The sequence below is a fragment of the Phenylobacterium sp. genome (genome assembly GCF_030646615.1).
In the GTDB taxonomy this organism is placed as follows: Bacteria; Pseudomonadota; Alphaproteobacteria; order Caulobacterales; family Caulobacteraceae; genus Phenylobacterium.
This window is the reverse complement of sequence record NZ_JAUSLG010000067.1, coordinates 18,250-39,105: the sequence shown is the minus strand read 5'-3', so window position 1 is coordinate 39,105 and position 20,856 is coordinate 18,250. Positions and strand designations below refer to the sequence as shown.

The following is a 20,856-nucleotide window of genomic DNA, read 5'->3' as shown; positions in this document are numbered from 1 at the left end:
GCCGGTCTTGCGACCGGCGCCCGGGGGGGACCGCCTGGGACAGGCGGCGAGCGGAACCGAAGGAAGGGGATGACCTCCGGTTCCGGACGGCCGTCAGAAGCGCTTGCGCACCCCGACATAGTAGGCGCGGCCCATGACGTCGTAGTTCTGGGCGTCGCGGTTGCCTTCGGTGTCGCCGGCCTGGGGCGGGGCCTTGTTGAAGAGGTTGTTCACCCCGAAGCGCAGATCGGTGTCCCAGGGCAGGCTCATGCGGCCATTGAGGTCGAAGATGTCATAGGCCTTGACGCCCAGCGACGTGCTGGTCGGGGTGACCACCACGGCCGAGGCCTTCATCTCGCTGATGTGGCGCCAGCGCAGGCCAAGGCTGGCCGGCCCCCTGGAATAGGTGGCCGAGGTCACCGTCTTCCATTCGGGGTGCGCCTGGCCGGCATTGGTCTCCACCGCCGTGCCCCAGGTGCCGGCATAGTCGTAGGTCGGGGATTCCGGCAGGTTCTGGATCTTGAAGCTGTCCAGATAGCCAATGGTGACGTTCAGCGCCAGGCGACCGGAGTCGTCGCCCAGGCCCAGGTCGATCATGTCGAGCGTCCAGTCGAACTGGACATCCACGCCGCTGGTCTCGAACTGGCCGAGATTCAGCAGCGGCTGCACCGGATTCACCGGCACGCCGCTGGACGGGTTCCGCTGGATCAGCTGGCAGTAGTAGTTGCTCGGATCGAAGTTGGGGTTGTTGCCGCCCTCGTTGAAGCAGAAGCGGATGGCGTTGCCCACCGGCAGGGTGCCGACGGCGTCGGTCACCTTGATGCTGTACCAGTCGACCGAGGCCGACATGCGGCTGAACAGCGGGTTCTCGAAGGGCGACTGGACCACCGCGCCGAAGGAATAGGTGTCGGCGGTCTCTTCCTCGAGGTCGGGATTGCCCCCGGTCAGGGCGAAGACCTGGGCGGTGCCCAGCTGGTAGCTGTCGATGATCGAGGTCGGGACGCCCTGGGTCAGGCAGAGGGCCCGCACGGCGGCGCCGCTGCCCCCCTGGCGGAAGGACGAGCGAACGTCGCAGGGGTCGCCATTGGTGGTGGTGGCCGAGGCCGTGCCGATCGTCACCGAGCCGGTGGAGACCGGCGCAAAGAGCTCGCCGACGCTGGGCGCCCGGATGGCGCGGTTATAGCCGCCACGCAGGCGAAGCCCCTCCACCACCGACCAGTCGAAATCGGCCTTGTAGGTGTGGATGCCGCCCACCGAGGAATAGTCGGAGAAACGGTAGCCCAGGTCGAGGTTGAGCTCCTGGATCATTGGCAGGTCGCGGAGGATCGGCACCAGCAGTTCGCCGAACACCTCGTAGGTGTCCACCGAACCGCCGGCGTCACGCAGGACGCTGTAGCCCAGCACGTCGGAGGTCCCATCGGGCTGATTCAGCAGGCTGTCGGCCCGGAAGCTGTACTCGTTGGAGCGGTAGTCCGCGCCCACGGCGAAGCGGATCTCGCCGGCCGGAAGCTCGAACAGGCCGCCCTGGATGCTGGCCTCCACCATGCGCTGCTCCAGCTCGTTCTGGTTCAGCGTGCGGCGTGACAGGTAGCTTATGCAGTCCTGCGAGGGGGTCAGATTGCCGAAGGGATTCCAGCCGCCGTCGCAGAGGTCGGCGCCCCCGGTGGGGCTGTTCAACAGCCGGGCCGCGGCGCTGGCGCTGGCGCCGCCGGTCTGTTCGTTGTCGAACTTGGCCCGCGAGAACGAGGCGTAGGCGTCCCAGGTCCAGTCCCTCAAGCCCACATCGCCGGAGAGGCCGCCGGTGAGCTGGTAGACGGTGTAGCTGTACTTCTGTTCCCGCGGCCCCAGGATGTTCAGGGCCTTGTAGAAGGTGAAGGGCGCGCTGGCGTCCGGGCGCGAGGCCAGGATGGTGCGGAATTCCGCCGGGATGAAGGGATTGCTGGCCGGCACCGACAGGCCATAGACGTTGGAGGCCAGGGTCGGGTTCGAAATCCCGAGGGATTCGTAGTCGGTGAAGGTGAACTGGACGAAGGACCGCAGGCTGTCGGTCAGGTCATAGTCGATCTTCCCGAACACGGCGTACCGGTCCAGGTCCGACTGCATCGAGGCGCCGTCATAGCCGTAGTTCACCTGCTGGGAGGTTCCGGCGGCGTTGGAATTGACGATGTAGGCGGAGTTGGTCTCCGGATCGCGGAAGTTCTGCACCCGCACGCCGGCGGTGGAGAAGATGGTCTGGTCGGTGTTGAAGCCGATCTGGCCCGTATAGCGCCCCGCGGCGTTGCCCGGCAGGGCGGCCAGACCGTACTGGCCCACAAAGACGCTGTTGACCGCCGACTGGGTGGGCAGGTTGGCGCCGAACAGCACCGTCCCCTGGGGAATGGTCGACAGGCCCGGGGTCGATTGGCGGAAGATGTAGTAGTCGCGCGAGCTCTGCAGAGCCCGGTCGCGGTTGGTGTAGTCCACCGAAATCACAGCCCGGCCGCGGCCCTCGTCAAAGGCCTGGCCGGCCGTGAGCGCAATCTTGAACGACTCCCCGTCGCCCTTCTCGGTGGCGCCGTACTGGCTGTCGATGACGATGCCTTCGAAGTTCCGCCGCAGGCGGAAGTTCACCACGCCGGCCGTAGCGTCCGAGCCATAGGCGGTCGAGGCGCCGCCGGTGATGATCTCGACATTCTCGATCAGCGCCTCGGGAATGGTGTTCAGGTCGACCGAGCCGTCCGGGTTGGAGGGCTGCAGGCGCCGGCCGTCCATCAGGATCAGGGTCCGCTTGGAGCCCAGGCCCCGCAGCGAGGCGTAGGACTGGCCCCCGTTCAGGCCGGTCGAGGTCGAGCCGGTATTGCCCTGGCCGAACGAGCCCGAGAACTGCGGCATCTGCGACAGGGACTTCTCCACCGTCACCTGGCCGGTGGCTTCGATCGCCGCCTGGCCGACGGACACGATCGGGCTGTTGGCCACATAGTCCTGCCGCACGATGCGCGAACCGGTGACGACCACCTCTTCGATGGTGGCGGTTGCGGCCTCCTGGGCCTGGGCTGCGCCGGCGGCGTACAACGCCCCATAGGCGACGCCGCCCGCCATCAGCCACTTCAAAGATCTCGATTTCATGCGCCAGGCCTTCTTCTTTTACGGGCGAGCCCCTCGCGCGCCCGAACCCAAGACGCAGGCGCCTTGGGTATCCGCAGGTTCGGACTGTTGATTTTTCGCCTTTGGGAGTCGCACCGCCCCGCGCCGCCTCAACTGCGCCGGCGAGGCCACCGGCGCCCGCTGGAAAGGCGCCCCCTGGACAGGCGCCGAGCCCCGTTCGCACAATGGGCGCACACGGGCGGGCCTGTCCGCCGATGCGTTTTCTGTCGAGGCACAATGACCGCCCAGCCCGCCGCCCCGCCGCCGCTGTCGCCGGCCTCTCGCCAGGGGCTGGACGCGGCGCGCGCCCTGGGGCGGGCCGGCCGCCTCGCCGAGGCTGAGGCCGGCTATCGGTCGGTCCTCGCGCGCGAGCCCGGCGGCGTCCAGGCGGCCGTGGGGCTGGCGCGCCTGCTGACCGCCACCGGGCGCGCCGCCGAGGCGACTGCGCTTCTGGACCCCTTTCTGAAGAACCCCGCGCCCTGGCCCGAGGCCCTGTCGGCCCGGGCGGCGGCGCGCAAGGCCTGCGGCCGCAAGGCCGAGGCCCTGGCCGACTACGCCCTGGCCGCTCGGCTCAACCCGAAGAGCGGCGTGGCCGCGCACAATGTCGCCTCGGGCCTGGGCGACGCCGGCCGGGACCGCGAGGCGGCCCGCGAGTGCGAGCGGGCCTTCGCCCTGGGGCTGGACGCCCCCGAGACCTGGCTGGTCTATGGCCGCGCGCTCCAGGGCCTGTGCCGGTTCGACGAGGCCGAGCAGGCCTTCGCCCAGGCCTTGCGGCGCCGTCCGACCTATGTCGAAGCGGTGCGCGACCTTGGCCAGCTGCTCTGGATGCGTTCGGGTCAGGCCGAGCTGGCCCTGGCGCCGATCGAGGCCGCCCTGGCCGCCGCCCCGCCGCAACTGCGCCCCGCGCTGGCGGCGGTGAAGATCCGGCTTCTGCACCACATATCGGGCGAGGACGCCGCCCTGGCCTTCGCGCAGACCGCGCTGGCCCAGGCGCCGGAGGATGCGCGCCTGGCCCTGGAGACCGCCGCCCTGCTCCTGGCGCACGATCCCGGGCGCAGCCGCGCCCTGTGCGCCCAGGTGGTGGCGCGAAACCCGGCCGAGCCCTCGGCCCGCCAGGCCCTGGCCCATGCCTGGCTGGCCCTGGGCGAAGCCGAGCAGGCCGCCGGAATCGCCCAGTCGCTCCTGGCCGAGCGCCCCTTCGACCAGGAGGCCGCCGCGGCCCTGGCCACGGCCTGGCGGCTGGCCGGCGACCCCCGCTATCGCGAGCTTTGGGACTATGAGGCCCTGGTCGGCGTCTACACCCTCGACACCCCCGCCGGCTGGGCCAGCCTTTCAGCCTATCTGGAGGACCTGCGCGGCGCACTCAACGGGCTCCATCAGCTTTCGTCCCACCCGATCGAGCAGTCCCTGCGCGGCGGCGCCCAGACCCCGCAGAATCTCCGCGCCTCCGAGAACCCTGTCATTTCCGCCTTCTTCCAGGCCATCGAAGGTCCCTTGGCCGCCTACCGCCAGGCGGTGGGCCAGGGTCCGGACCTGTTTCGCGCCCGCAACCACGGGGGCCATCATGTGGTCGGCGCCTGGTCGGCGCGGTTGCAGCCCCACGGCTTCCACGTGGACCACATCCACCCCCAGGGCTGGATCTCCTCAGCCTGTTATATCGAGGTGCCGGCTGCGGTGAGCGAAGGGGAGGACCATGCCGGCTGGCTGCGTTTCGGCGCCCCGCCCATCCCCACACGGCCCCAGCTCGCCGCCGAGCACTATGTGCGGCCAGAGCCCGGGCGGCTGGCCCTGTTTCCTTCCTATATGTGGCACGGCACGGTCCCGTTCGGCGGCGACCGGCCGCGCATGACCATCGCCTTCGACATCGCCCCCGACTGAGGCCGTGCGCAGGCTCTAAACTCCAAGTCTTGAGCGCGTTTGGTTCCGATAACCGGTTCCCACTTATCGGAACGCGCTCTAGTCGTCGTCCCCCTCCTCGATCCGCTGCTGGCGTCGCGCAGCCTTGGCGCGGGCGGCGAAGAGCTTGCGATGGATGACTTCTGCGGCCGGGTCGGCCTTGCGCGGCAGGCTGGCCCCTTCACGCTCCAGCTTGCGGTAGGAGTCCAGGCGTTCGCGGGAAATGACGCCGGAGGCCAGGGCCGGGCCCACCGCGCAGCCCGGCTCGCCATTGTGGCTGCAGTTATTGAACCGGCACTGCAGGGCCAGGGCCTCGATATCCTCAAACGTCTGCGCCGCGCCCTCGCCCGGATCCCACAGCCCCAACTCGCGCATGCCGGGCGTATCAAGGATCAGGCCGCCCTGGGGCAGGAGGACCAGTTCGCGATGGGTAGTGGTGTGGCGGCCACGGCCATCGGCGGCGCGCACCTCGCCGACGGCCTGGCGCGCCTCGCCGGCCAGGGCGTTGACCAGGGTCGACTTGCCCACCCCCGACATGCCCAGCATCACCGCCGTCGTCCCCGGGCCAAGATAGGCCTGCAGGGCGTCCAGTCCCAGGCCCTGCGGGGCGGCGATCGGCAGGACCGGCGCGCCGAGCGCGACACCTTCGACCTCCCGGACGAAGGCGGGCACATCCTCCACCAGGTCGGCCTTGGTCAGCACGACCACCGGCTGGGCGCCCGTGCGCCAGGCGGCCGTGAGATAGCGCTCGATTCGGCGCAGGTTGAAGTCGGTGTCCAGCCCTGTGGTCAGCAGCACCACATCGAAATTGGCGGCCACCACCTGGGGCTTCTCCACCACGCCGGCGGCCTTGCGGACGAACTGGCTGTGGCGGGGCAGCACCGCGTGGATGGTGGAGACGCCGTCGCCCGCCTGGGGCGCCACAGCCACCCAGTCGCCGACCACCGGCAGGTCCGTGGTCGAGGCGTTGTGCAGGAAACGGCCGGCCGTCTCGGCGGAAATCTCACCCTCATCGCTGATCAGCACGAAGCGGGCGCGGTGCTGGATCACCACCCGCGCGGGCTTCAGCCCCTGGGCGGCGAAGGGGGCGAAGCCTGCTTGCAGCGCGTCAGTCCAGCCGTAGGATTTCAGCAATTGGAGTCCTTCGCACGCATGCCGACGACTGGGCCACCGGAGTCGGGCCCCTGGATGGTTCGACCGCCTGGCGGGGTCAGGCGCGACGGCGCTCGATCTCCCGGTCGGGCCAGGCGAGCTTCACGGCGATGGCCACGAAGAGCACCCAGCGGAGATCATTATAGGTCACCGCGATGCTCTCGGTGATGGTCATCAGGCTGTAGACGATCAGAAAGGGGATCGCCAGATAGGCGCCGGGATGGCGGAACAGCGCCACCAGGGCCAGGATCAGGGTCTGGGCATAGAACAGGCCATAGGCCACGAGCCCGATGAGCCCCATCCCCAGCCACTGTTCGATCCAGGAATTGTGAGCGTGCTGCGGCCGAAAGCCGGCGTCCTTTGTCATCTGGGCCAGGGGCGCCCAGGGCCCGAGATCGTCCCACACCACGCCAAAGCCATAGCCGGTCCAGGGGCGCGCCTGGATCTGGGTCATGGCCGCAGCCCAGATTTCCGTCCGCCCGGTGAGGGTGGCGTCCTTGCCCAGGGCCTCGAACACCACGTCAGCGGCGAAGATCGCGATACCCAGCCCCATGCCGGCGGCGACGATGGCCAGCCACAGGATGGCGATGCGGGTGGCCGGTCCCCGTCGCACGATGGCCACGAAGACCAGTCCGCCCAGGCCGAGGATCAGCGCCACCAGCGAGGTCTTGGAGGTCGACATCAGGGTGAGCAGGAGGGCGAGCGCGGCAAATCCTCCCCAGATCAGCCGCCGGCGCGGATTCAGCATGGCGGCCGCGCCCATGATGGCGAAACCCAGAGCCATATTGCCCCCCAGGGCGTTCTTTTCCGACCAGACGCCCCGCCAGGCGCCAGGGAAGATTTCCTGCATGACCCCCACCGAGGGCATCACGAGGGAAACCACGAAGGCGATGACCGCCAGGATGGCGAAGGCGCCCGCGATCACCTCGGCCAGCTCCGACCACTTCAGCCGCGAGGCCAGGACCACGCCCCCCAGGGCCGAGCAATAGGCGGCGAAGACCCGGCGCAGGGTCTGGTCCGGGGCGATGGACCAGAGGAAGGACGCCGCCACCAGCAGCATCAGGGCTATCAGGAAAGGCTGTCGCAGCAGGGCCTGGAAGGTCGCGCCCGGCGACACCGCCAGGAGCAGGAAGCCCGCCGCATAGGCTGGCAGATAGAGGGCGCGGATCAGGCCCCCCTGGTCGGCGGTGGCCTGTTCGCCCATGAGCGGAAAGACCCAGGCCTGGCTGTAGACCAGCAGCAGGAAGACCGAGGCCCCGGCCAGGATCAGCCGCCAGGCCGTCAGCCGCGGGGCCGGCGCCTCGAACGCCGGGGCGGCGGCATAGGCGGCCCCGGTCACCGCAGGAAGGCGCGCGCGAACGGCGGCTGTTGCACCGTGGCGCGATTGAAGAAAAGGCCCGCCACGTCCGCGCCGGCGCCGGTCAGGGCGTCGCGCATCAGGGCCGGCGCCCGGACATCCTCTTCGTCGGCGGCCACCACCATCACGGTCTGGTCCATGAATGGCGCCACCGTCGTCGCCGCCTGGGACCGGTCGCCCGAGGGGCAGTCGACGATGATCAGGTCGGCGAACTTGCGCAGGGCGGTCCAATAGTCGCCGCTGGGCAGGATGTGGACGGTCTGCCGGCCGCGCAGGGCCTCTCGCCGAAAGCGCGTCACCCACCAGCGCGCCGCGCCGACCCGGTGAGCGGCCAGGTAGCGGGCGTCGGGCCAGGGCTTGCCGTCGGGCCCCTGGGCGGCGGGCTGGATCGAAAAGAAGATGGAGCCGTCAGGACTGGCCTGGGCGGGCTGGCCGACCAGGCCATAGCGTTCGCTCTCGGCGCTGATCGCCGCGTGCTGGGGCGAGGCCATGAGGTCGAGGTCGACGAGCCAGACCGCGCGGCCGGCATGGCGCGCTGCGAAGAAGGCGAGCTCCCGGGCGATGGTGGAGGTCCCCTCCCCCCGCCGGGCCGAGACCAGCTGAAGGATCCGCGCGCGGCCGGCCGCAGGCGCCCCCAGGGAGGCCCACAACTCGGCCATCTCAGCGTTGAGGTTCACCATTGTTCGAATCGCCACGCGCACACTGTCGGTGACGTTAACCCAAAGGGCTGCGCCACACAGGAGTCCTTGCCCATCAGGCCTTCATCGGCGCGGCGCCGAGGATGGGAAGCTCCAGGGTTCGCGAGGCCGACTGGGCGGTGGGCAGGCCGGGCCGCAGGAACATCCGCAGCAGGCCGGCGCAAAGGGCGGTGAAGCCGGCGAACAGGAAGGCGAGCACCAGGACGGGCTTCTTCAGGCTGGAGCCCCGCGCCGGCGCCGTGGCCCGCTGGACGATGCGGATATTGTCGTTGGAGGCCGCAGCGATCTCGCGGGCGGCGCGGCTCTGCTCTTCCTTGACGGCGAAGTCGCGGACATTGGCCTGCAGGACGTCGCGGTCCAGGCTGAGCGCCTGGAACCGCGGCTCCAGCTCGGCCAGCTTGAGGCGGCGGTCCAGCAGCTGGGCCAGCTGCGTGCTGAGGGTGGCCTGGGCCTGGCGCAGGGCCGCCACCTCGGACTGCAGCTGGATGCGCTCGGTCTGCAGGGTCTGGAAGACGGGATTGACGCCGATCCGTCGGGCGCCCTCGCCCGTCGTGCGCCCCGCCTCGATGCCCTGCTCCAGGCGCGCGATCTGGGAATCGAGATCCCGCACCGGCTGGGCGTCGGCGCGATAGCGGCCCAGCAGGTCCTCCCGCTGCAGCTTCAGCTCCACCAGCTTGTCGGACGCCGCATTGTTCACATCGCGGTAGAGGCCAACCTCCGGCGAGACCTGGCCCATCTGAGCCTGGAGCGCAGCCAGCCGGCCGACCCGGTCCTGAAGCTGGGTTTCGGTCTGGTACTTCTGTTGCTCGATCTGGCTCTGCAGCTGGGAAAGCGCCGCCTTCTCGGCCACGAAATCGCCGATCTGGTTGCTGGTCAGGAACTGCTCATAGGCGACATCGGCCTCGGCCAGCCGCTCTTCAAAGGTCTGACGCTGGGTCGCCATGGCCGGCAGGTTCGACTCCACCAGCACGGTCCGGCGGAAGATCAGGTATTCTTCCAGCAGGGTGTTCAGCACCAGGGCCGCGGTCCTGGCGTCCTCGTGCTCGAACACCAGCCGGACGATCGGGGTGTCGGGCGCGGTCTGGATCTTGAGGCTGGTCTCCATGGCGCGCATGGCCTTGCCCATGACGATCCGCTTCTCACCGGCGGGGGCTTCGGCGAATTCCTCAGCCAGCTTCGGATAGATGCGCGACAGCCCCAGGCGATCGATCACCCGCTGCTTCAGTTCGCTGGAGGCCAGGATCTCGGTTTCGGCCTGGATCACCTGCTCGGCCTCTGGCACGGCGCCGCGCCCGGCGTCCCCGGCCCGGGGCTCATAGACATATTCCTGGCCCAGCCGCACGAGGATGCTGGAGCTGGCCGGATAGGTGGTCTTCAGGCTGAAGGCGAAGGCCGCGCCAATCACGAAGATGACGGCGAACACCGCCAGCATCAGGAAACGCTCGCGCCACAACAGGGCGACGAAGTCCGAGGGCGCATAACGCGGCCGCATGGCCCACTCCGACCGCGGCGCCCTGTCATTTGATCGTGCAGTCCAGGCGCTTGTGGCGGCCATAGCGAATCCGGCGGTCCGACGTGTGTTGAGGCGGACCCTCGCCCCCCGCGCTTAAGACTTCGTTACCCATTCCTGTTAACCCTGACCCCATGCTTAGACGCGCCAGATTCCAAGCCCTGCCGTGCCTTTTGGCGGCCCTCACGGTCGCCGGATGCGGCGGCGTCCGCGCCCTTCCCGGGGCCCAGGCGGCCGGCCTTGCGGCTCCGTCGCACGAGGCGGATTTCGTCAATCTTCCCTATGCCCAGTGGACCGAGGAAGAGCCGGCCTACCGCTTCTATCCGGGGGACGAGATCGAGGTGACGGTGCCCTCGGCGCCGGAGCTGACCAAGACCCTCACCGTGCAGCCCGACGGCCGCGTCACCATGCCGCTGATCCCGCCGGTGATGGCCGCCGACCGCACCACCCTGCAGCTCGAGGCGGCCCTGTCCCAGGCCTATGCGGCCCACCTGCTGCGGCCGGAGGTCTTCGTGACCGCCAAGGCCGCGCCCTTGAAGGTGTTTGTCGGCGGCGAGGTGGGCGCCCCTGGCGTCTATGACATGGTCGGCGACGCCGACGCCCTGCGCGCCATCATCCAGGCCGGCGGCTTCAGCCCGACGGCCAACCGCAGCGAGGTGATCATCATCCGGCGGGGCGCCAGCGGCCAGGGCATGATGCGCACGGCGGACCTGCTGGCCGGCCTGCGGCGGCCGAGCGCAGACCTGATCCCGCTGCGCCGGTTTGACATCGTCTATGTGCCGCGGAGCGGCGTGGCCAATGCCGGACTGTTCGTCCAGCAATACTTCCGCGACCTCTCGCCGATCCAGTTCGGCTTCAGCTACGCACTGAACGGGCAGGCCGTGAACTGACGGCGAGGCGGTTTCAGGGGTTCAGCCCTGAGCCAGCCATTCGCGGGCGGCGCGCTGGGCTTCGGCCACGTCTTCGGAGGCCATCTCCTGGGACAGCTCCTTGCGGTAGACCTTGGCTTCCAGCGAACCACGCATGGCCGCCAGGTTGAACAGCATATGGGCCGAAACATAGTCCAGCGGCGCCCCGCCCTGGCCGGTCGAATAGAGCATGCCCAGCCGGAACAGCTCGTCTCCGGAAGCCTCCGGGCCCGGCAGCGGCAGGCCTTCAGCGCTCCCCACGTCCACGTTCGCAAACATGACCTTTAAGTCCCTCATCCAGCGGCCGACTTCCGTTCTGGAGCCGTGACGCCGCTATCCATGAGCGAAGAAAAGTCGAACTCGGCTGAACATATGGTTAAGTCCGAAAATAACGCGAATTCATGCGACAATCTGGCAGAGTTCGCCGCGCTTACTACTGCGAAACCTTTGTCTACACAGGCTTAACGCCGACGACCCAGCCTCTTCAGCGCGGCGCGGGAGCCACCGGCGATCCCGGACGTTTCCTCCCTGAGGGACGCGATACGAGGAGCCATGTGATGAAGACCCTATTGATCGCCGCGGCGGCCGTCGCGCTGGCCCTGCCGGCCTCAGCCCTGGCGCGCCCCCATCCCGACTATCAGGGCGACCGGGAGCGTTATGAGCGCGACCACCGTGGAGACCATCACCGCGGCAAGGGCTACGATAAGCGTCATCCCCATGGCATGCCCCCCGGCCAGGCCAAGACACGCTGGAATCGGGGGGACCATGTGCCCCGCGCCTACGTGACCGAGCCCAGCCACCACATCCGCGAGCCTGCGCAATATCGGCTGCGGCAGCCGCCCCCGGGTTACCAGTGGGTGCGCGTCAATAACGATGTCTATCTGGCCCAGACCCAGACGGGCCTGATCGCCGACCTGGTCCTCGGCCTCTTCAACTAGCCGCGGCTGATCCTGAACTCGCCGTTCAGCGGGGGTTCAGGGCGCTACGCCCATCCTTCAGACCATCGGGGGATGTGGCGGCCCGCCCGGCGGGCCCGCAAAAAACGGAGACGTAGAATGCGACGTCTGATCTTGGGTCTCGCGGCCATCGCCGCCGTAGCGGGCCCCATCGCGGCCTCCGCGACATCAGCCCAGGCCCAGTCCTGGGACCGCCGCGAAAACCATGCCGACCGTCGGGGCGACCGCTGGGATCATCGCGATGACCGGCGGGACAATCGCTATGATCGGCGGGATAATCGTTATGACAACCGGCGACATTACCAGCCGCCGCCGCCCCCGCCGCGCTGGGACAGCAGTCGTTACAATGGCTACTATTACCAGAACCGCTGGTCCTATGGGCCGCCGCCGGCGGTCTATTACAGCCATCCGCAGTATCGCCCGGGTTACGTCGCCTGGCGGAGGGGCGCGGTCCTGCCGCCCCAGTACCGCGGCTATGTGGTCCACGACTACCACCGCTACCGCCTGCGCCCGCCGCCGCGGGGCTATGCCTGGCACCAGGTCGGCAACGACTATCTTCTGGCCGCCGTCGCCACCGGCATCATCTTCGAGATCATCAACAACCGTTGATCCTCGACAGGCGGCATGAAAAAGGCCCCGGACCTGCGTCCGGGGCCTTCGTCATGGGCGAGGGTTCAAGTCAGATGCCGAGCTTGGCCTTGAGCAACTGGTTGACCGCGCCCGGGTTGGCCTTGCCGCCGGTGGCCTTCATCACCTGGCCGACGAACCAGCCGATGGCCTGCGGCTTTTCCTTCACCGACTCGGCCTGGGCCGGATTGGCGGCGATCAGGCCATCGATGATGGTTTCCAGTTCGCCGGTGTCGGAGACCTGCATCAGGCCCTGCTTCTCGACGATCTCTGCCGGCGCGCCCTCGCCGGCCCACATGCGCTCGAAGACGTCCTTGGCGATCTTGGACGAGATCACCCCGTCCTCGATCAGCTTCACCAGATCGGCGATCTCGGCGGCGCCGATCGGGCTGTCCTCGATATCGAGATTGGCGGCGGTCAGACGCGCGGCCAGGTCATTGGTCACCCAGTTGGCCACCAGCTTGGCGTCGCGCCCCTTGGCCGCGGCCTCGAAGAAGTCGGCACGGGCCTGCTCGCCCACCAGCACGCCCGCGTCATAGGCCGACAGGCCGTATTGGCTCTGCAGCCGCGCCTTCTTGGGGTCGGGCAGTTCGGGCAGGCTGTCCTCGATGGCCTTCACCCAGGCGGGATCCAGCACGAGGGGGAGCAGGTCGGGATCAGGGAAGTAGCGATAGTCCTGCGCCTCTTCCTTGGAGCGCATGTAGCGGGTCTCGCCCTAGCCGGGATCGAAAAGCCTGGTCTCCTGGTCGATCTTGCCGCCGTCCTCGAGGATCTCGATCTGCCGGCGGGCCTCATATTCGATGGCCTGCTGGATGTAGCGATAGGAATTGACGTTCTTGATTTCGCAGCGGGTGCCCAGGTGGCTGAAGTCGCCGGTGGCGCGGAACTTCTCATAGGCGCCCGGACGACAGACCGAGACGTTCACATCGGCCCGGAGATTGCCCTTCTCCATGTCGCCATCGCAGGTGCCCAGATAGACCAGGATGGTGCGCAGCTTCTTCACATAGGCCGCAGCTTCCGGCGCGCTGCGCATGTGGGGGCGCGAGACGATCTCCATCAGGGCCGTGCCGGCCCGGTTCAGGTCCACATAGGTGGAGTCCGGATCCTGGTCGTGCAGCGACTTGCCCGCGTCCTGCTCCAGGTGCAGGCGTTCGATGCCGACGGTGATGGTTTCGCCGTCGTCCAGCTCCACCAGGACCTCGCCCTCGCCGACCACCGGGTCCTTGAACTGGCTGATCTGGTAGCCCTGGGGCAGGTCCGGATAGAAGTAGTTCTTCCGGTCAAATGTGGACTTCAGATTGATCTGCGCCTTCAGGCCCAGCCCCGTCCGCACGGCCTGCTCCACGCAGCGGCGGTTGATCACCGGCAGCATGCCGGGCATGGCGGCGTCCACCAGGCTCACCTGCGCATTGGGGCCTGCGCCGAAGCCGACGGCCGCGCCGGAGAAGAGCTTGGCGTTGGAGGCGACCTGGGCGTGGACTTCCAGCCCCAGGACCACTTCCCAGGGGCCGGTGCGGCCCTGGATCAACTTGGTGTTCTCAGTCATGCGCCCTTCCTAATCCCAGCCGCCGCCCTGCGGAAGCGGCCAAGTTAAACCCACTTGCGAAAGGCCGGCGTCTGCCGCTCACTCCACCTCGGCGACAACGCCGATCCAGGGAGGAGACCTCACCTATGCGCAAATTTCTCATGACGGGCGCCCTCGCCCTTTCGATGACGCTGACCGCCGTCGCCGGCGCGGCCGCCGAGACAAATCTCTCGGTCGAGTCCACCCCCGTCGCCGAGCTGATGGCCGACGAAAAAGCCAAGGCCGTGCTGGAGAAGCACCTTCCCGGCATCGGCGCCCACCCCTCCTACGACATGTTCAAGGGCATGACGCTGGTGGAGCTGAAGCCCTATTCCGAGGGTCAGATCACCGACGACACCCTGGCGGCCATCAAGAGCGAACTGGCCACCGACTAAGGGGTTCAGCCCGTCCGCGGCCGCCGGCCGCGGCGGGCGTCACCACCAGCGTTGCGGCCTGGTCTTGAACTGAGCCGCCTCTTCGATCACCCCGCCCAGTGAGAACAGCGTGCCCTCGTCCAGGGGGCGGCCAATCAGCTGCAGGCCGAGCGGCAGGCCGTTTGCATCCACCCCGGCCGGCACGCTCATGCCCGGCAAACCGGCCAGATTCACCGTCACGGTGAAGATGTCGTTCAGGTACATGGCCACCGGATCGTCGGCGTTCTCGCCGAGCGTGAAGGCGGCCGACGGCGCCGTAGGGGTCAGGAGGGCGTCGACCTTCTCGAAGGCCTGGTCGAAATCATCGGAAATCCGCCGGCGCACCTTCAGGGCCTTGAGATAATAGGCGTCGTAATAACCCGCCGAGAGCACATAGGACCCGATCAGGATCCGCCGCTTGACCTCTTCGCCGAACCCTTGGGCCCGGGTCTGTTCGTAGGTCTCGGTCAGATTGGCGCCATCGACCCGCAGGCCGTAGCGCATGCCGTCATAGCGGGCGAGGTTGGAGGAGGCCTCGGCCGGCGCCACGATGTAATAGGCCGGCAGGGCGTACTTGGTGTGGGGCAGCGAGACCTCGACGATCTCGCAGCCCGCGGCCTTCAGCCAGGCCACCCCCTGCTCCCACAGCTTTTCGATCTCGGGCGGCATGCCGTCGGCGCGGTATTCCTTGGGGATGCCGATGCGCAGGCCCTTGACGGACTTGCCCACGAAGCTGGCGAAGTCCGGAACCTCGACGTCGAGGCTTGTGGAGTCCTTGGCGTCGTGCCCGGCCATGGACTTCAGCAGGATGGCCGCGTCCTCGACATTGCGGGCGATGGGGCCGGCCTGGTCCAGGGACGAGGCGAAGGCCACCACGCCCCAGCGCGAGCATCGGCCATAGGTCGGCTTGATGCCCACCGTGCCGGTGAAGGCGGCCGGCTGGCGGATCGAGCCGCCCGTATCGGTGGCCGTGGCGCCCAGGCAGAGTTCGGCGGCCACCGCGGCGGCCGAGCCCCCCGAGGAGCCGCCCGGCGTGCGCGGGGTGTCGTCGCCCTGGCCGCGCCAGGGATTGATCACCGGGCCGAAGGCGCTGCTCTCATTGGACGAGCCCATGGCGAACTCGTCCATGTTCAGCTTGCCGAGCATGACCGCCCCGTCCCGCCAGAGATTGGCGGTGACGGTGGATTCGTAGGTCGGCTTGAAGTCGCCGAGAATCCTGGAGCAGGCGGTGGACCGCACCCCTTCGGTGCAGAACAGGTCCTTGATCCCCAGGGGCGCGCCGTCCAGGGCGCCGGCCTCGCCGCGGGCCCGGCGGGCGTCGCTGGCGCGGGCCATGTCCAGGGCCTTGTCCGGCGTCTCCAGGACAAAGGCGTTCAGGGCCTTGGCCGACTCCACGGCCGCCACATGGGCCTGGGTCAGCTCCACCGCTGAAAACGATTTTGATTCAAGGCCTTGGAGAGCGGTCTTGAGCGTCAGCTTGGTCAGGTCGCTCATCTATTCCACCACCTTGGGGACCACGAAGAAGTCCTTGGCCGTCTTCGGCGCATTGGCCAGCACCTTGGCCGGGTCGCCGCCCTCGGTCACCACGTCCTCGCGCATGGGCAGGCCCTGATGGACCACCGAGGTCATCGGCTCGACCCCGTCAGTGTCCACCTCTTCCAGCAGCTCGATCCAGGTCAGGATGCCGTTCAGCTCCTGGACCAGGGATTCCAGACGCGCCTCGGGTTCGGCGATGCGCGCCAGCTTGGCGACCTTGCGAACGGTCGCCACGTCGATGGCCATGGGGGCCTCCTTGCAATCTGATCCGTGGGTTAGCCGCGGAGGTCGGCTCATGGCAAGCCGCGCGCGCCGAAAGGCGTCACGGGGCGGCGATTCTAGGCCTTTGGGGCAGGACCTCCCGGCGTTATGGAGAGGCATGGCTGTTGTCGAACTGAGTGAACTGCCCGCCCACCTGCCCCGTCTAGGCCCCGTCGTGGGCCTGGACCTGGGGGAAAAGACCATCGGCGTGGCGGTGTCCGACACGGGCCGCATGGTGGCCTCGCCGCTGAAGCTGATCCGCAAGACCAAGTTCACCGCTGACGCCGAGGCCCTGTTCGCCCTGATGGAGGGCCGCGGCGCGGTCGGCGTGATCATCGGCCTGCCGGTCAATATGGACGGCACCGAAGGGACGCGCTGCCAGTCCAGCCGCGCCTTCGCCCGCAACCTCTTACGCCTGCGCGACCTGCCCATCGCCTTCTGGGACGAGCGGATGTCGTCCATGGCCGTGAACCGGATGCTGGTGGACGAGGCCGACATGACCCGCGCCCGCCGCGGCGAGGTGGTGGACAAGGCCGCAGCCGCCTGGATTCTCCAGGGCGCCCTCGAGCGCCTGCGCAATCTGGCGGACGCCCCCGCGCCGCCGTCCGAGGCCTGAACATGTGGACACTGGCCACTGGCGCCTTGGCGAAGCCGGCCAGCCCCCTTAAGACGGCGCTTTAATGAGCGCGCCCGAATCCGGTCTGATCGACGTCCTGGGGAAGACCTTCCCCTTTCCCAAGCGCCATTTTCTTTCGGTGCTGGACCTGAATCCCGTCGAGGTCAGCGACCTGCTGGACCTGGCCGACACCTTCGTGACCCTCAACCGCCAGACCTCGAAGAAGCTCGATCTGCTCAAGGGTCGGACGCTGATGAACCTGTTCTTCGAGAACTCCACCCGCACCCAGAGCTCCTTCGAGCTGGCCGGCAAGCGGCTGGGCGCCGACGTCGTGAACATGAGCCCGCGGGCCTCGTCCATCGCCAAGGGCGAGACCCTGATCGACACCGCCGTCACCCTGAACGCCATGCAGCCGGACCTGCTGGTGGTGCGCCACGCCTCCTCGGGCGCGGCCTCGCTGCTGTCGCAGAAGGTGTCGTGCTCGGTGATCAACGCCGGCGACGGCCAGCATGAACACCCCACCCAGGCCCTGCTGGACGCCTTGTCCATGCGGCGGGCCTTCGGCCGCATCGCCGGCCTGCGGGTGGCGATCTGCGGCGATGTGCTGCACAGCCGCGTGGCCCGCTCCAATGTCGGCCTGCTGCAGATGATGGGCGCCGAGGTGCGGCTGGTGGGGCCGCCCACCCTGATGCCGGCCGAGGCCGACCGCTGGGGCTCTGAGGTCTATCACGACCTGCGCAAGGGCATCGCCGGCTGCGACGTGGTCATGATGCTGCGCCTGCAGCTGGAGCGCATGGACGGCGTGCTCGCCCCCTCCCAACGGGAATATTTCCGCTTCTTCGGCCTCGACCGGGAGAAGCTGGCCTGTGCGGCCCCGCATGTCCGGGTCATGCATCCCGGCCCCATGAACCGCGGGGTCGAGATCGATTCGGAGGTGGCCGACGACCTGGCCGTCAGCCTGATCCAGGATCAGGTGGAGATGGGCGTCGCCGCCCGCATGGCGGTGCTCGCCGCCCTTTCGGCCCGACTGGACAACGACTGATGGCGCCCCGTCCCCTGGCCATTCTCAATGCGCGCCTCGTCGATCCGGCCAGCGGCCAGGACGCGCCCGGCGCCCTGCTGGTCAAGACCGGCAAGATCGCAGATGTGATCTTCGGCGGTGAGCTGGGCGGCCTGTCCGACGACATCGAGACGATCGACGCCCGCGGCGCCATGCTGGCCCCCGGCCTGATCGACCTGCGGGTCAAGACCGGCGAACCCGGCGCCGAACCCAAGGAGACGCTGAAGTCCGCCGCCCTGGCCGCGGCCGCCGGCGGCGTGACCTCGATCGTCGTCCAGCCCGACACCTCGCCGGCCATCGACGATCCGTCGGTGGTGGACTTCATCCTTCGCCGGGCCCGGGACATCGAGCTGGTCCACGTCTATCCGGCCGGCGCGGCCACCAAGGGCCTGGCGGGCGAGCGCATGGCCGAGATCGGTCTGATGCGGGACGCCGGCTGCGTCTATGTCACCGACGCCGACCATCCCATCGTCAATTCCAAGGTCTTCCGCCGCCTGCTGGCCTATGCCCGCAGCTTCGGCGTGCTGGTGGCCCACCGGCCGGCCGATCCCTGGCTGGCGGCCGGCGCGGCGGCCACCGAGGGCGAGCTGGCCGGACGCATGGGCCTGCCGTCGGTCCCGCCCATCGCCGAGAAGATCATGCTGGAGCGCGACCTCGCCCTGGTGGAGCTGACCGGCGGGCGGCTGCTGGTGGACCAGATCACCACGGCCTGCGCCCTGGAGAGCCTGGACCGCGGCAAGGCCCGCGGCCTGGACGTGACGGCGACCACCTCGATCAACCACCTGTCCTTCAATGAGGTGGACATCGGCGACTATCGCACCTTCTGCAAGGTCGATCCCCCGTTGCGCGGCGAGGACGACCGCCAGGCGGTGATCGAGGCCCTGGCCTCCGGCCTGATCGACATCGTGGTTTCGGCCCACGCCCCGGCGCCGGCCGAGGACAAGCGCCTGCCCTATGACGAGGCCGCGCCCGGCGCCGTGGGCCTGCAGACCCTGCTGCCGGCCCTGCTGGCCTTCCACCATGAGGGCCGCATTCCCCTGATCGACCTGATGCGGACGGTCACCAGCCGGCCCGCCGAACTGCTGGGCCTGCCGGCAGGACGCCTGGCCAAGGGCGCCCCGGCCGACCTCGTGCTGTGCGACCTGAACGCGCCGATGATCGTCGATCTGGCCGACCTGAAGTCCAAGTCGAAGAACTCGCCCTTCGACGGTCGCCGCTTGCAGGGCGTGGTCCGCACGACCCTGGTTGACGGCCGCGTGGTCTATCAGGCCGACTAGCTGGACCGTTGCCCGGCTCGTCGACCGACGCTATGCATGGGCGAACAAAACAGCAACGCCAGATCCTGGCCGTCGTCACACGCGAGATGGACGCGGCCAGGACCTAGGGAAACCGGGGAAACATATGCCGACCGACACCTTGAGCCTCGCGCTCATCGCCGCCGCCGTGATCGGCGGATACCTGCTGGGCTCCATCCCCTTCGGCGTCATCGCCACCCGCCTGGGCGGGGCCGGCGACGTGCGCGCCATCGGCTCGGGCAATATCGGCGCGACCAATGTGCTGCGCACCGGGCGCAAGGACCTGGCCCTGATCACCCTGCTGGGGGACGGCGGCAAGGGCGCCATGGCGGTGTTCATCGCCTGGATGGTGACCAAGGACGGCCCGCAGAGCGCCCAGGCCACGCTCACCGCCCTGGCCGGCGGCGCGGCCTTCATCGGCCACATCTTCCCCGTCTGGCTGGGCTTCAAGGGGGGCAAGGGGGTCGCCACCTTCTTCGGCGTCCTGCTGGCCGCAGCCTGGCCGGTGGGGATGCTGGCCGGCGCCACCTGGATCCTGGTGGCCCTGGTCTTCCGCCTCTCGTCCCTGGCGGCCCTGACCGCCGCGACGCTGGCGCCCATCTATGTGTTCGTCACCGACCGCCCCTATCCCATCGCCGTGCTGGCGGTGGTCATGGCGGTGCTGATCTTCTTCCGCCACCGGGAGAATATCGGCCGCCTGCTGAAGGGCCAGGAGCCGAAGATCGGCCGTGGGAAGACGCCTGAACCGCAGGATCCTGCATGAGCCCAGGCCTGACGCCCCAGGGGCGGCGCGACTGGCTGCGGCTGGCCCGCAGCGAGGGCGTCGGCGCGGTCACCTTCGACCAGCTGATCCGTCGCTACGCCGAGCCGGGCCGCGCCCTGGAGGCCCTGCCGGAGCTGGCCCGCCGGGGCGGCCGCAACGGCGCGCCGGCCATTCCCTCGACCGACGAGATCGAGGCCGAGCTCGCCGCCGGCGAGGCCCTGGGCGCCCAGCTCATCTGCGCCTGCGAGGCCAGCTATCCCCAGGCCTTGGCCGCCCTGGACCCGCCGCCGCCCGTGCTTTGGGCCCGCGGCGATGTCAGCCTGCTCGACCGCTCCATCGTGGCCATCGTCGGCGCCCGGGTCGCCTCGGCCGCCGGCCAGAGATTCGCCCGCGGCCTGGCCGCCGAGCTGGGACAGGCTGGTCACGTGATCGTCTCGGGCATGGCCCGCGGCATCGACGGCGCGGCCCATGAAGGTTCGCTGGAGCACGGCAGCATCGCCGTCCTCGGCGGCGGGGTGAACGACATCTATCCGCCGGAGCATCGCGATCTCTATCGACGGCTGGTCGAAGAGGGCTGCGTGGTCGCCGAGCATCCCCCCGGCCGCCAGGCCCAGGCCCGGGACTTCCCCCGACGCAACCGGATCATCGCCGGCCTTTCGCGGGCCGTGGTGGTGGTCGAGGCCGAGCTGCGGTCCGGCTCGCTGATCACCGCGCGCCTGGCCGCCGAGCAGGGCCGCGACGTGCTGGCGGTGCCAGGCTCGCCCCTGGACCCCCGCGCCCGGGGCGCCAACGACCTGATCCGCCAAGGGGCGGCGCTCTGCGAAGGCGTGGAGGATGTGCTGCGCGCGCTGGATACCTTCGCCGGCTTCCGGGACCAGGAGCGCGCCTACAGGGCTCCACCGGCCTGCATAGTCGCCGATCATGAGCTTGTCGAAGCCGTGGCGGCCCTCCTCTCGCCCACGCCGGTGTCGCGGGACGAACTGGTGCGCGCCACCGGTCGCGACGCCGGCGCGGTGGCCGCCGCCCTGGTGGAGCTGGCCGTGGCCGGACGGGCTGAGCTGCTGCCCGGCGGCCTGGCGGCGCTCGCATGAGCGGCGCGATGCGCCCCCACTGCGGCCTCGCCCCTTGTAATTGCTGGCCAT

General features: G+C 69.0%; 18 protein-coding genes and 1 pseudogene. 10 read left to right on the top strand and 9 right to left on the bottom strand.

The annotated features are described in order from the left end of the window. Nucleotides 1-93: 93 nt before the first annotated feature. Complete coding sequence (locus Q7S93_RS11830) at nucleotides 94-3,084, bottom strand: TonB-dependent receptor domain-containing protein (protein WP_304714103.1); 2,991 nt, start codon at nucleotides 3,082-3,084, stop codon at nucleotides 94-96. A gap of 255 nt (nucleotides 3,085-3,339) precedes the next feature. Here Q7S93_RS11830 and Q7S93_RS11825 point away from each other — a divergent pair, with 255 nt between their 5' ends. Then, entirely contained in the window at nucleotides 3,340-4,980 is a 1,641-nt protein-coding gene (locus Q7S93_RS11825; RefSeq protein WP_304714102.1) for a putative 2OG-Fe(II) oxygenase, read from the top strand. A 78-nt stretch (nucleotides 4,981-5,058) separates the two neighbouring features. On the opposite strand, the gene rsgA is transcribed toward Q7S93_RS11825, so the two are convergent. From rsgA to Q7S93_RS11805, 4 genes are all read right to left on the bottom strand, one after another. Next, nucleotides 5,059-6,132, bottom strand: coding sequence for a ribosome small subunit-dependent GTPase A (rsgA, locus tag Q7S93_RS11820; RefSeq protein WP_304714101.1), 1,074 nt, complete (start codon nucleotides 6,130-6,132; stop codon nucleotides 5,059-5,061). A 76-nt stretch (nucleotides 6,133-6,208) separates the two neighbouring features. After that, nucleotides 6,209-7,489 carry an O-antigen ligase family protein gene (locus tag Q7S93_RS11815; RefSeq protein WP_304714100.1) on the bottom strand — a complete coding sequence of 427 codons (1,281 nt, stop codon included), beginning with the start codon at nucleotides 7,487-7,489 and terminating at the stop codon, nucleotides 6,209-6,211. Further along, the gene (locus Q7S93_RS11810) at nucleotides 7,486-8,202 is read right to left on the bottom strand and encodes a sugar kinase (protein ID WP_304714099.1); all 717 of its coding nucleotides are present in this window, start codon (nucleotides 8,200-8,202) and stop codon (nucleotides 7,486-7,488) included. The genes Q7S93_RS11815 and Q7S93_RS11810 overlap by 4 nt, the downstream gene beginning before the upstream one ends. 58 nt (nucleotides 8,203-8,260) lie before the next feature. Next, nucleotides 8,261-9,697 carry a GumC family protein gene (locus tag Q7S93_RS11805; RefSeq protein WP_304714098.1) on the bottom strand — a complete coding sequence of 479 codons (1,437 nt, stop codon included), beginning with the start codon at nucleotides 9,695-9,697 and terminating at the stop codon, nucleotides 8,261-8,263. A gap of 152 nt (nucleotides 9,698-9,849) precedes the next feature. Here Q7S93_RS11805 and Q7S93_RS11800 point away from each other — a divergent pair, with 152 nt between their 5' ends. Continuing rightward, nucleotides 9,850-10,605: a polysaccharide biosynthesis/export family protein gene (locus Q7S93_RS11800; protein ID WP_370652146.1), complete on the top strand. Its 756-nt coding sequence runs from the start codon at nucleotides 9,850-9,852 to the stop codon at nucleotides 10,603-10,605. A gap of 21 nt (nucleotides 10,606-10,626) precedes the next feature. On the opposite strand, the gene Q7S93_RS11795 is transcribed toward Q7S93_RS11800, so the two are convergent. Beyond that, nucleotides 10,627-10,902, bottom strand: coding sequence for a sel1 repeat family protein (locus tag Q7S93_RS11795; protein ID WP_300578275.1), 276 nt, complete (start codon nucleotides 10,900-10,902; stop codon nucleotides 10,627-10,629). 278 nt (nucleotides 10,903-11,180) lie between these two features. Between Q7S93_RS11795 and Q7S93_RS11790 the strand changes: the two genes are divergently transcribed. Together Q7S93_RS11790 and Q7S93_RS11785 are read left to right on the top strand one after the other, a co-directional pair. Then, nucleotides 11,181-11,561 carry an RcnB family protein gene (locus Q7S93_RS11790; protein WP_304714096.1) on the top strand — a complete coding sequence of 127 codons (381 nt, stop codon included), beginning with the start codon at nucleotides 11,181-11,183 and terminating at the stop codon, nucleotides 11,559-11,561. Between the two features lie 117 nt (nucleotides 11,562-11,678). Continuing rightward, the gene (locus Q7S93_RS11785; RefSeq protein WP_304714095.1) at nucleotides 11,679-12,188 is read left to right on the top strand and encodes an RcnB family protein; all 510 of its coding nucleotides are present in this window, start codon (nucleotides 11,679-11,681) and stop codon (nucleotides 12,186-12,188) included. A gap of 70 nt (nucleotides 12,189-12,258) precedes the next feature. Here Q7S93_RS11785 and gatB read toward each other — a convergent pair. Next, nucleotides 12,259-13,752, bottom strand: a pseudogene (gene gatB, locus Q7S93_RS11780) (Asp-tRNA(Asn)/Glu-tRNA(Gln) amidotransferase subunit GatB). Between the two features lie 125 nt (nucleotides 13,753-13,877). Here gatB and Q7S93_RS11775 point away from each other — a divergent pair. Then, nucleotides 13,878-14,165 (top strand): hypothetical protein, encoded by a 288-nt coding sequence (locus tag Q7S93_RS11775; RefSeq protein WP_304714094.1) that lies wholly within the window; start codon nucleotides 13,878-13,880, stop codon nucleotides 14,163-14,165. Nucleotides 14,166-14,204: 39 nt separating this feature from the next. On the opposite strand, the gene gatA is transcribed toward Q7S93_RS11775, so the two are convergent. Next, the gene (gene gatA / locus Q7S93_RS11770; RefSeq protein ID WP_304714093.1) at nucleotides 14,205-15,677 is read right to left on the bottom strand and encodes an Asp-tRNA(Asn)/Glu-tRNA(Gln) amidotransferase subunit GatA; all 1,473 of its coding nucleotides are present in this window, start codon (nucleotides 15,675-15,677) and stop codon (nucleotides 14,205-14,207) included. Next, nucleotides 15,678-15,965: an Asp-tRNA(Asn)/Glu-tRNA(Gln) amidotransferase subunit GatC gene (gene gatC, locus Q7S93_RS11765; protein WP_304714092.1), complete on the bottom strand. Its 288-nt coding sequence runs from the start codon at nucleotides 15,963-15,965 to the stop codon at nucleotides 15,678-15,680. It lies immediately after the preceding gene. Between the two features lie 133 nt (nucleotides 15,966-16,098). Here gatC and ruvX point away from each other — a divergent pair, with 133 nt between their 5' ends. From ruvX to dprA, 5 genes are all read left to right on the top strand, one after another. Next, nucleotides 16,099-16,596 carry a Holliday junction resolvase RuvX gene (gene ruvX, locus Q7S93_RS11760; protein WP_304714091.1) on the top strand — a complete coding sequence of 166 codons (498 nt, stop codon included), beginning with the start codon at nucleotides 16,099-16,101 and terminating at the stop codon, nucleotides 16,594-16,596. A gap of 64 nt (nucleotides 16,597-16,660) precedes the next feature. Continuing rightward, entirely contained in the window at nucleotides 16,661-17,638 is a 978-nt protein-coding gene (locus Q7S93_RS11755; protein ID WP_304714090.1) for an aspartate carbamoyltransferase catalytic subunit, read from the top strand. Next, a complete protein-coding gene (gene pyrC, locus Q7S93_RS11750) occupies nucleotides 17,635-18,933 on the top strand; it encodes a dihydroorotase (protein WP_304714106.1) in 1,299 nt (432 codons plus the stop codon). The genes Q7S93_RS11755 and pyrC overlap by 4 nt, the downstream gene beginning before the upstream one ends. A 124-nt stretch (nucleotides 18,934-19,057) precedes the next feature. After that, on the top strand, nucleotides 19,058-19,714 hold the full coding sequence (plsY, locus tag Q7S93_RS11745; protein ID WP_304714089.1) for a glycerol-3-phosphate 1-O-acyltransferase PlsY: 657 nt from the start codon (nucleotides 19,058-19,060) through the stop codon (nucleotides 19,712-19,714). Beyond that, complete coding sequence (gene dprA, locus Q7S93_RS11740; RefSeq protein ID WP_304714088.1) at nucleotides 19,711-20,805, top strand: DNA-processing protein DprA; 1,095 nt, start codon at nucleotides 19,711-19,713, stop codon at nucleotides 20,803-20,805. Before plsY ends, dprA begins: the two co-directional genes overlap by 4 nt. Nucleotides 20,806-20,856: the final 51 nt, after the last annotated feature.

Bases quoted from the DNA above. Each gene is read 5' to 3' on its own strand.
- Q7S93_RS11830 (WP_304714103.1), bottom strand. From the start codon at position 3,084: ATGAAATCGAGATCTTTGAAGTGGCTGATGGCGGGCGGCGTCGCCTAT.
- Q7S93_RS11825 (WP_304714102.1), top strand. From the start codon at position 3,340: ATGACCGCCCAGCCCGCCGCCCCGCCGCCGCTGTCGCCGGCCTCTCGC.
- Q7S93_RS11805 (WP_304714098.1), bottom strand. From the start codon at position 9,697: ATGCGGCCGCGTTATGCGCCCTCGGACTTCGTCGCCCTGTTGTGGCGC.
- Q7S93_RS11800 (WP_370652146.1), top strand. From the start codon at position 9,850: ATGCTTAGACGCGCCAGATTCCAAGCCCTGCCGTGCCTTTTGGCGGCC.
- Q7S93_RS11795 (WP_300578275.1), bottom strand. From the start codon at position 10,902: ATGTTTGCGAACGTGGACGTGGGGAGCGCTGAAGGCCTGCCGCTGCCG.
- Q7S93_RS11790 (WP_304714096.1), top strand. From the start codon at position 11,181: ATGAAGACCCTATTGATCGCCGCGGCGGCCGTCGCGCTGGCCCTGCCG.
- Q7S93_RS11785 (WP_304714095.1), top strand. From the start codon at position 11,679: ATGCGACGTCTGATCTTGGGTCTCGCGGCCATCGCCGCCGTAGCGGGC.
- Q7S93_RS11775 (WP_304714094.1), top strand. From the start codon at position 13,878: ATGCGCAAATTTCTCATGACGGGCGCCCTCGCCCTTTCGATGACGCTG.
- gatA (WP_304714093.1), bottom strand. From the start codon at position 15,677: ATGAGCGACCTGACCAAGCTGACGCTCAAGACCGCTCTCCAAGGCCTT.
- gatC (WP_304714092.1), bottom strand. From the start codon at position 15,965: ATGGCCATCGACGTGGCGACCGTTCGCAAGGTCGCCAAGCTGGCGCGC.
- ruvX (WP_304714091.1), top strand. From the start codon at position 16,099: ATGGCTGTTGTCGAACTGAGTGAACTGCCCGCCCACCTGCCCCGTCTA.
- Q7S93_RS11755 (WP_304714090.1), top strand. From the start codon at position 16,661: ATGAGCGCGCCCGAATCCGGTCTGATCGACGTCCTGGGGAAGACCTTC.
- plsY (WP_304714089.1), top strand. From the start codon at position 19,058: ATGCCGACCGACACCTTGAGCCTCGCGCTCATCGCCGCCGCCGTGATC.
- dprA (WP_304714088.1), top strand. From the start codon at position 19,711: ATGAGCCCAGGCCTGACGCCCCAGGGGCGGCGCGACTGGCTGCGGCTG.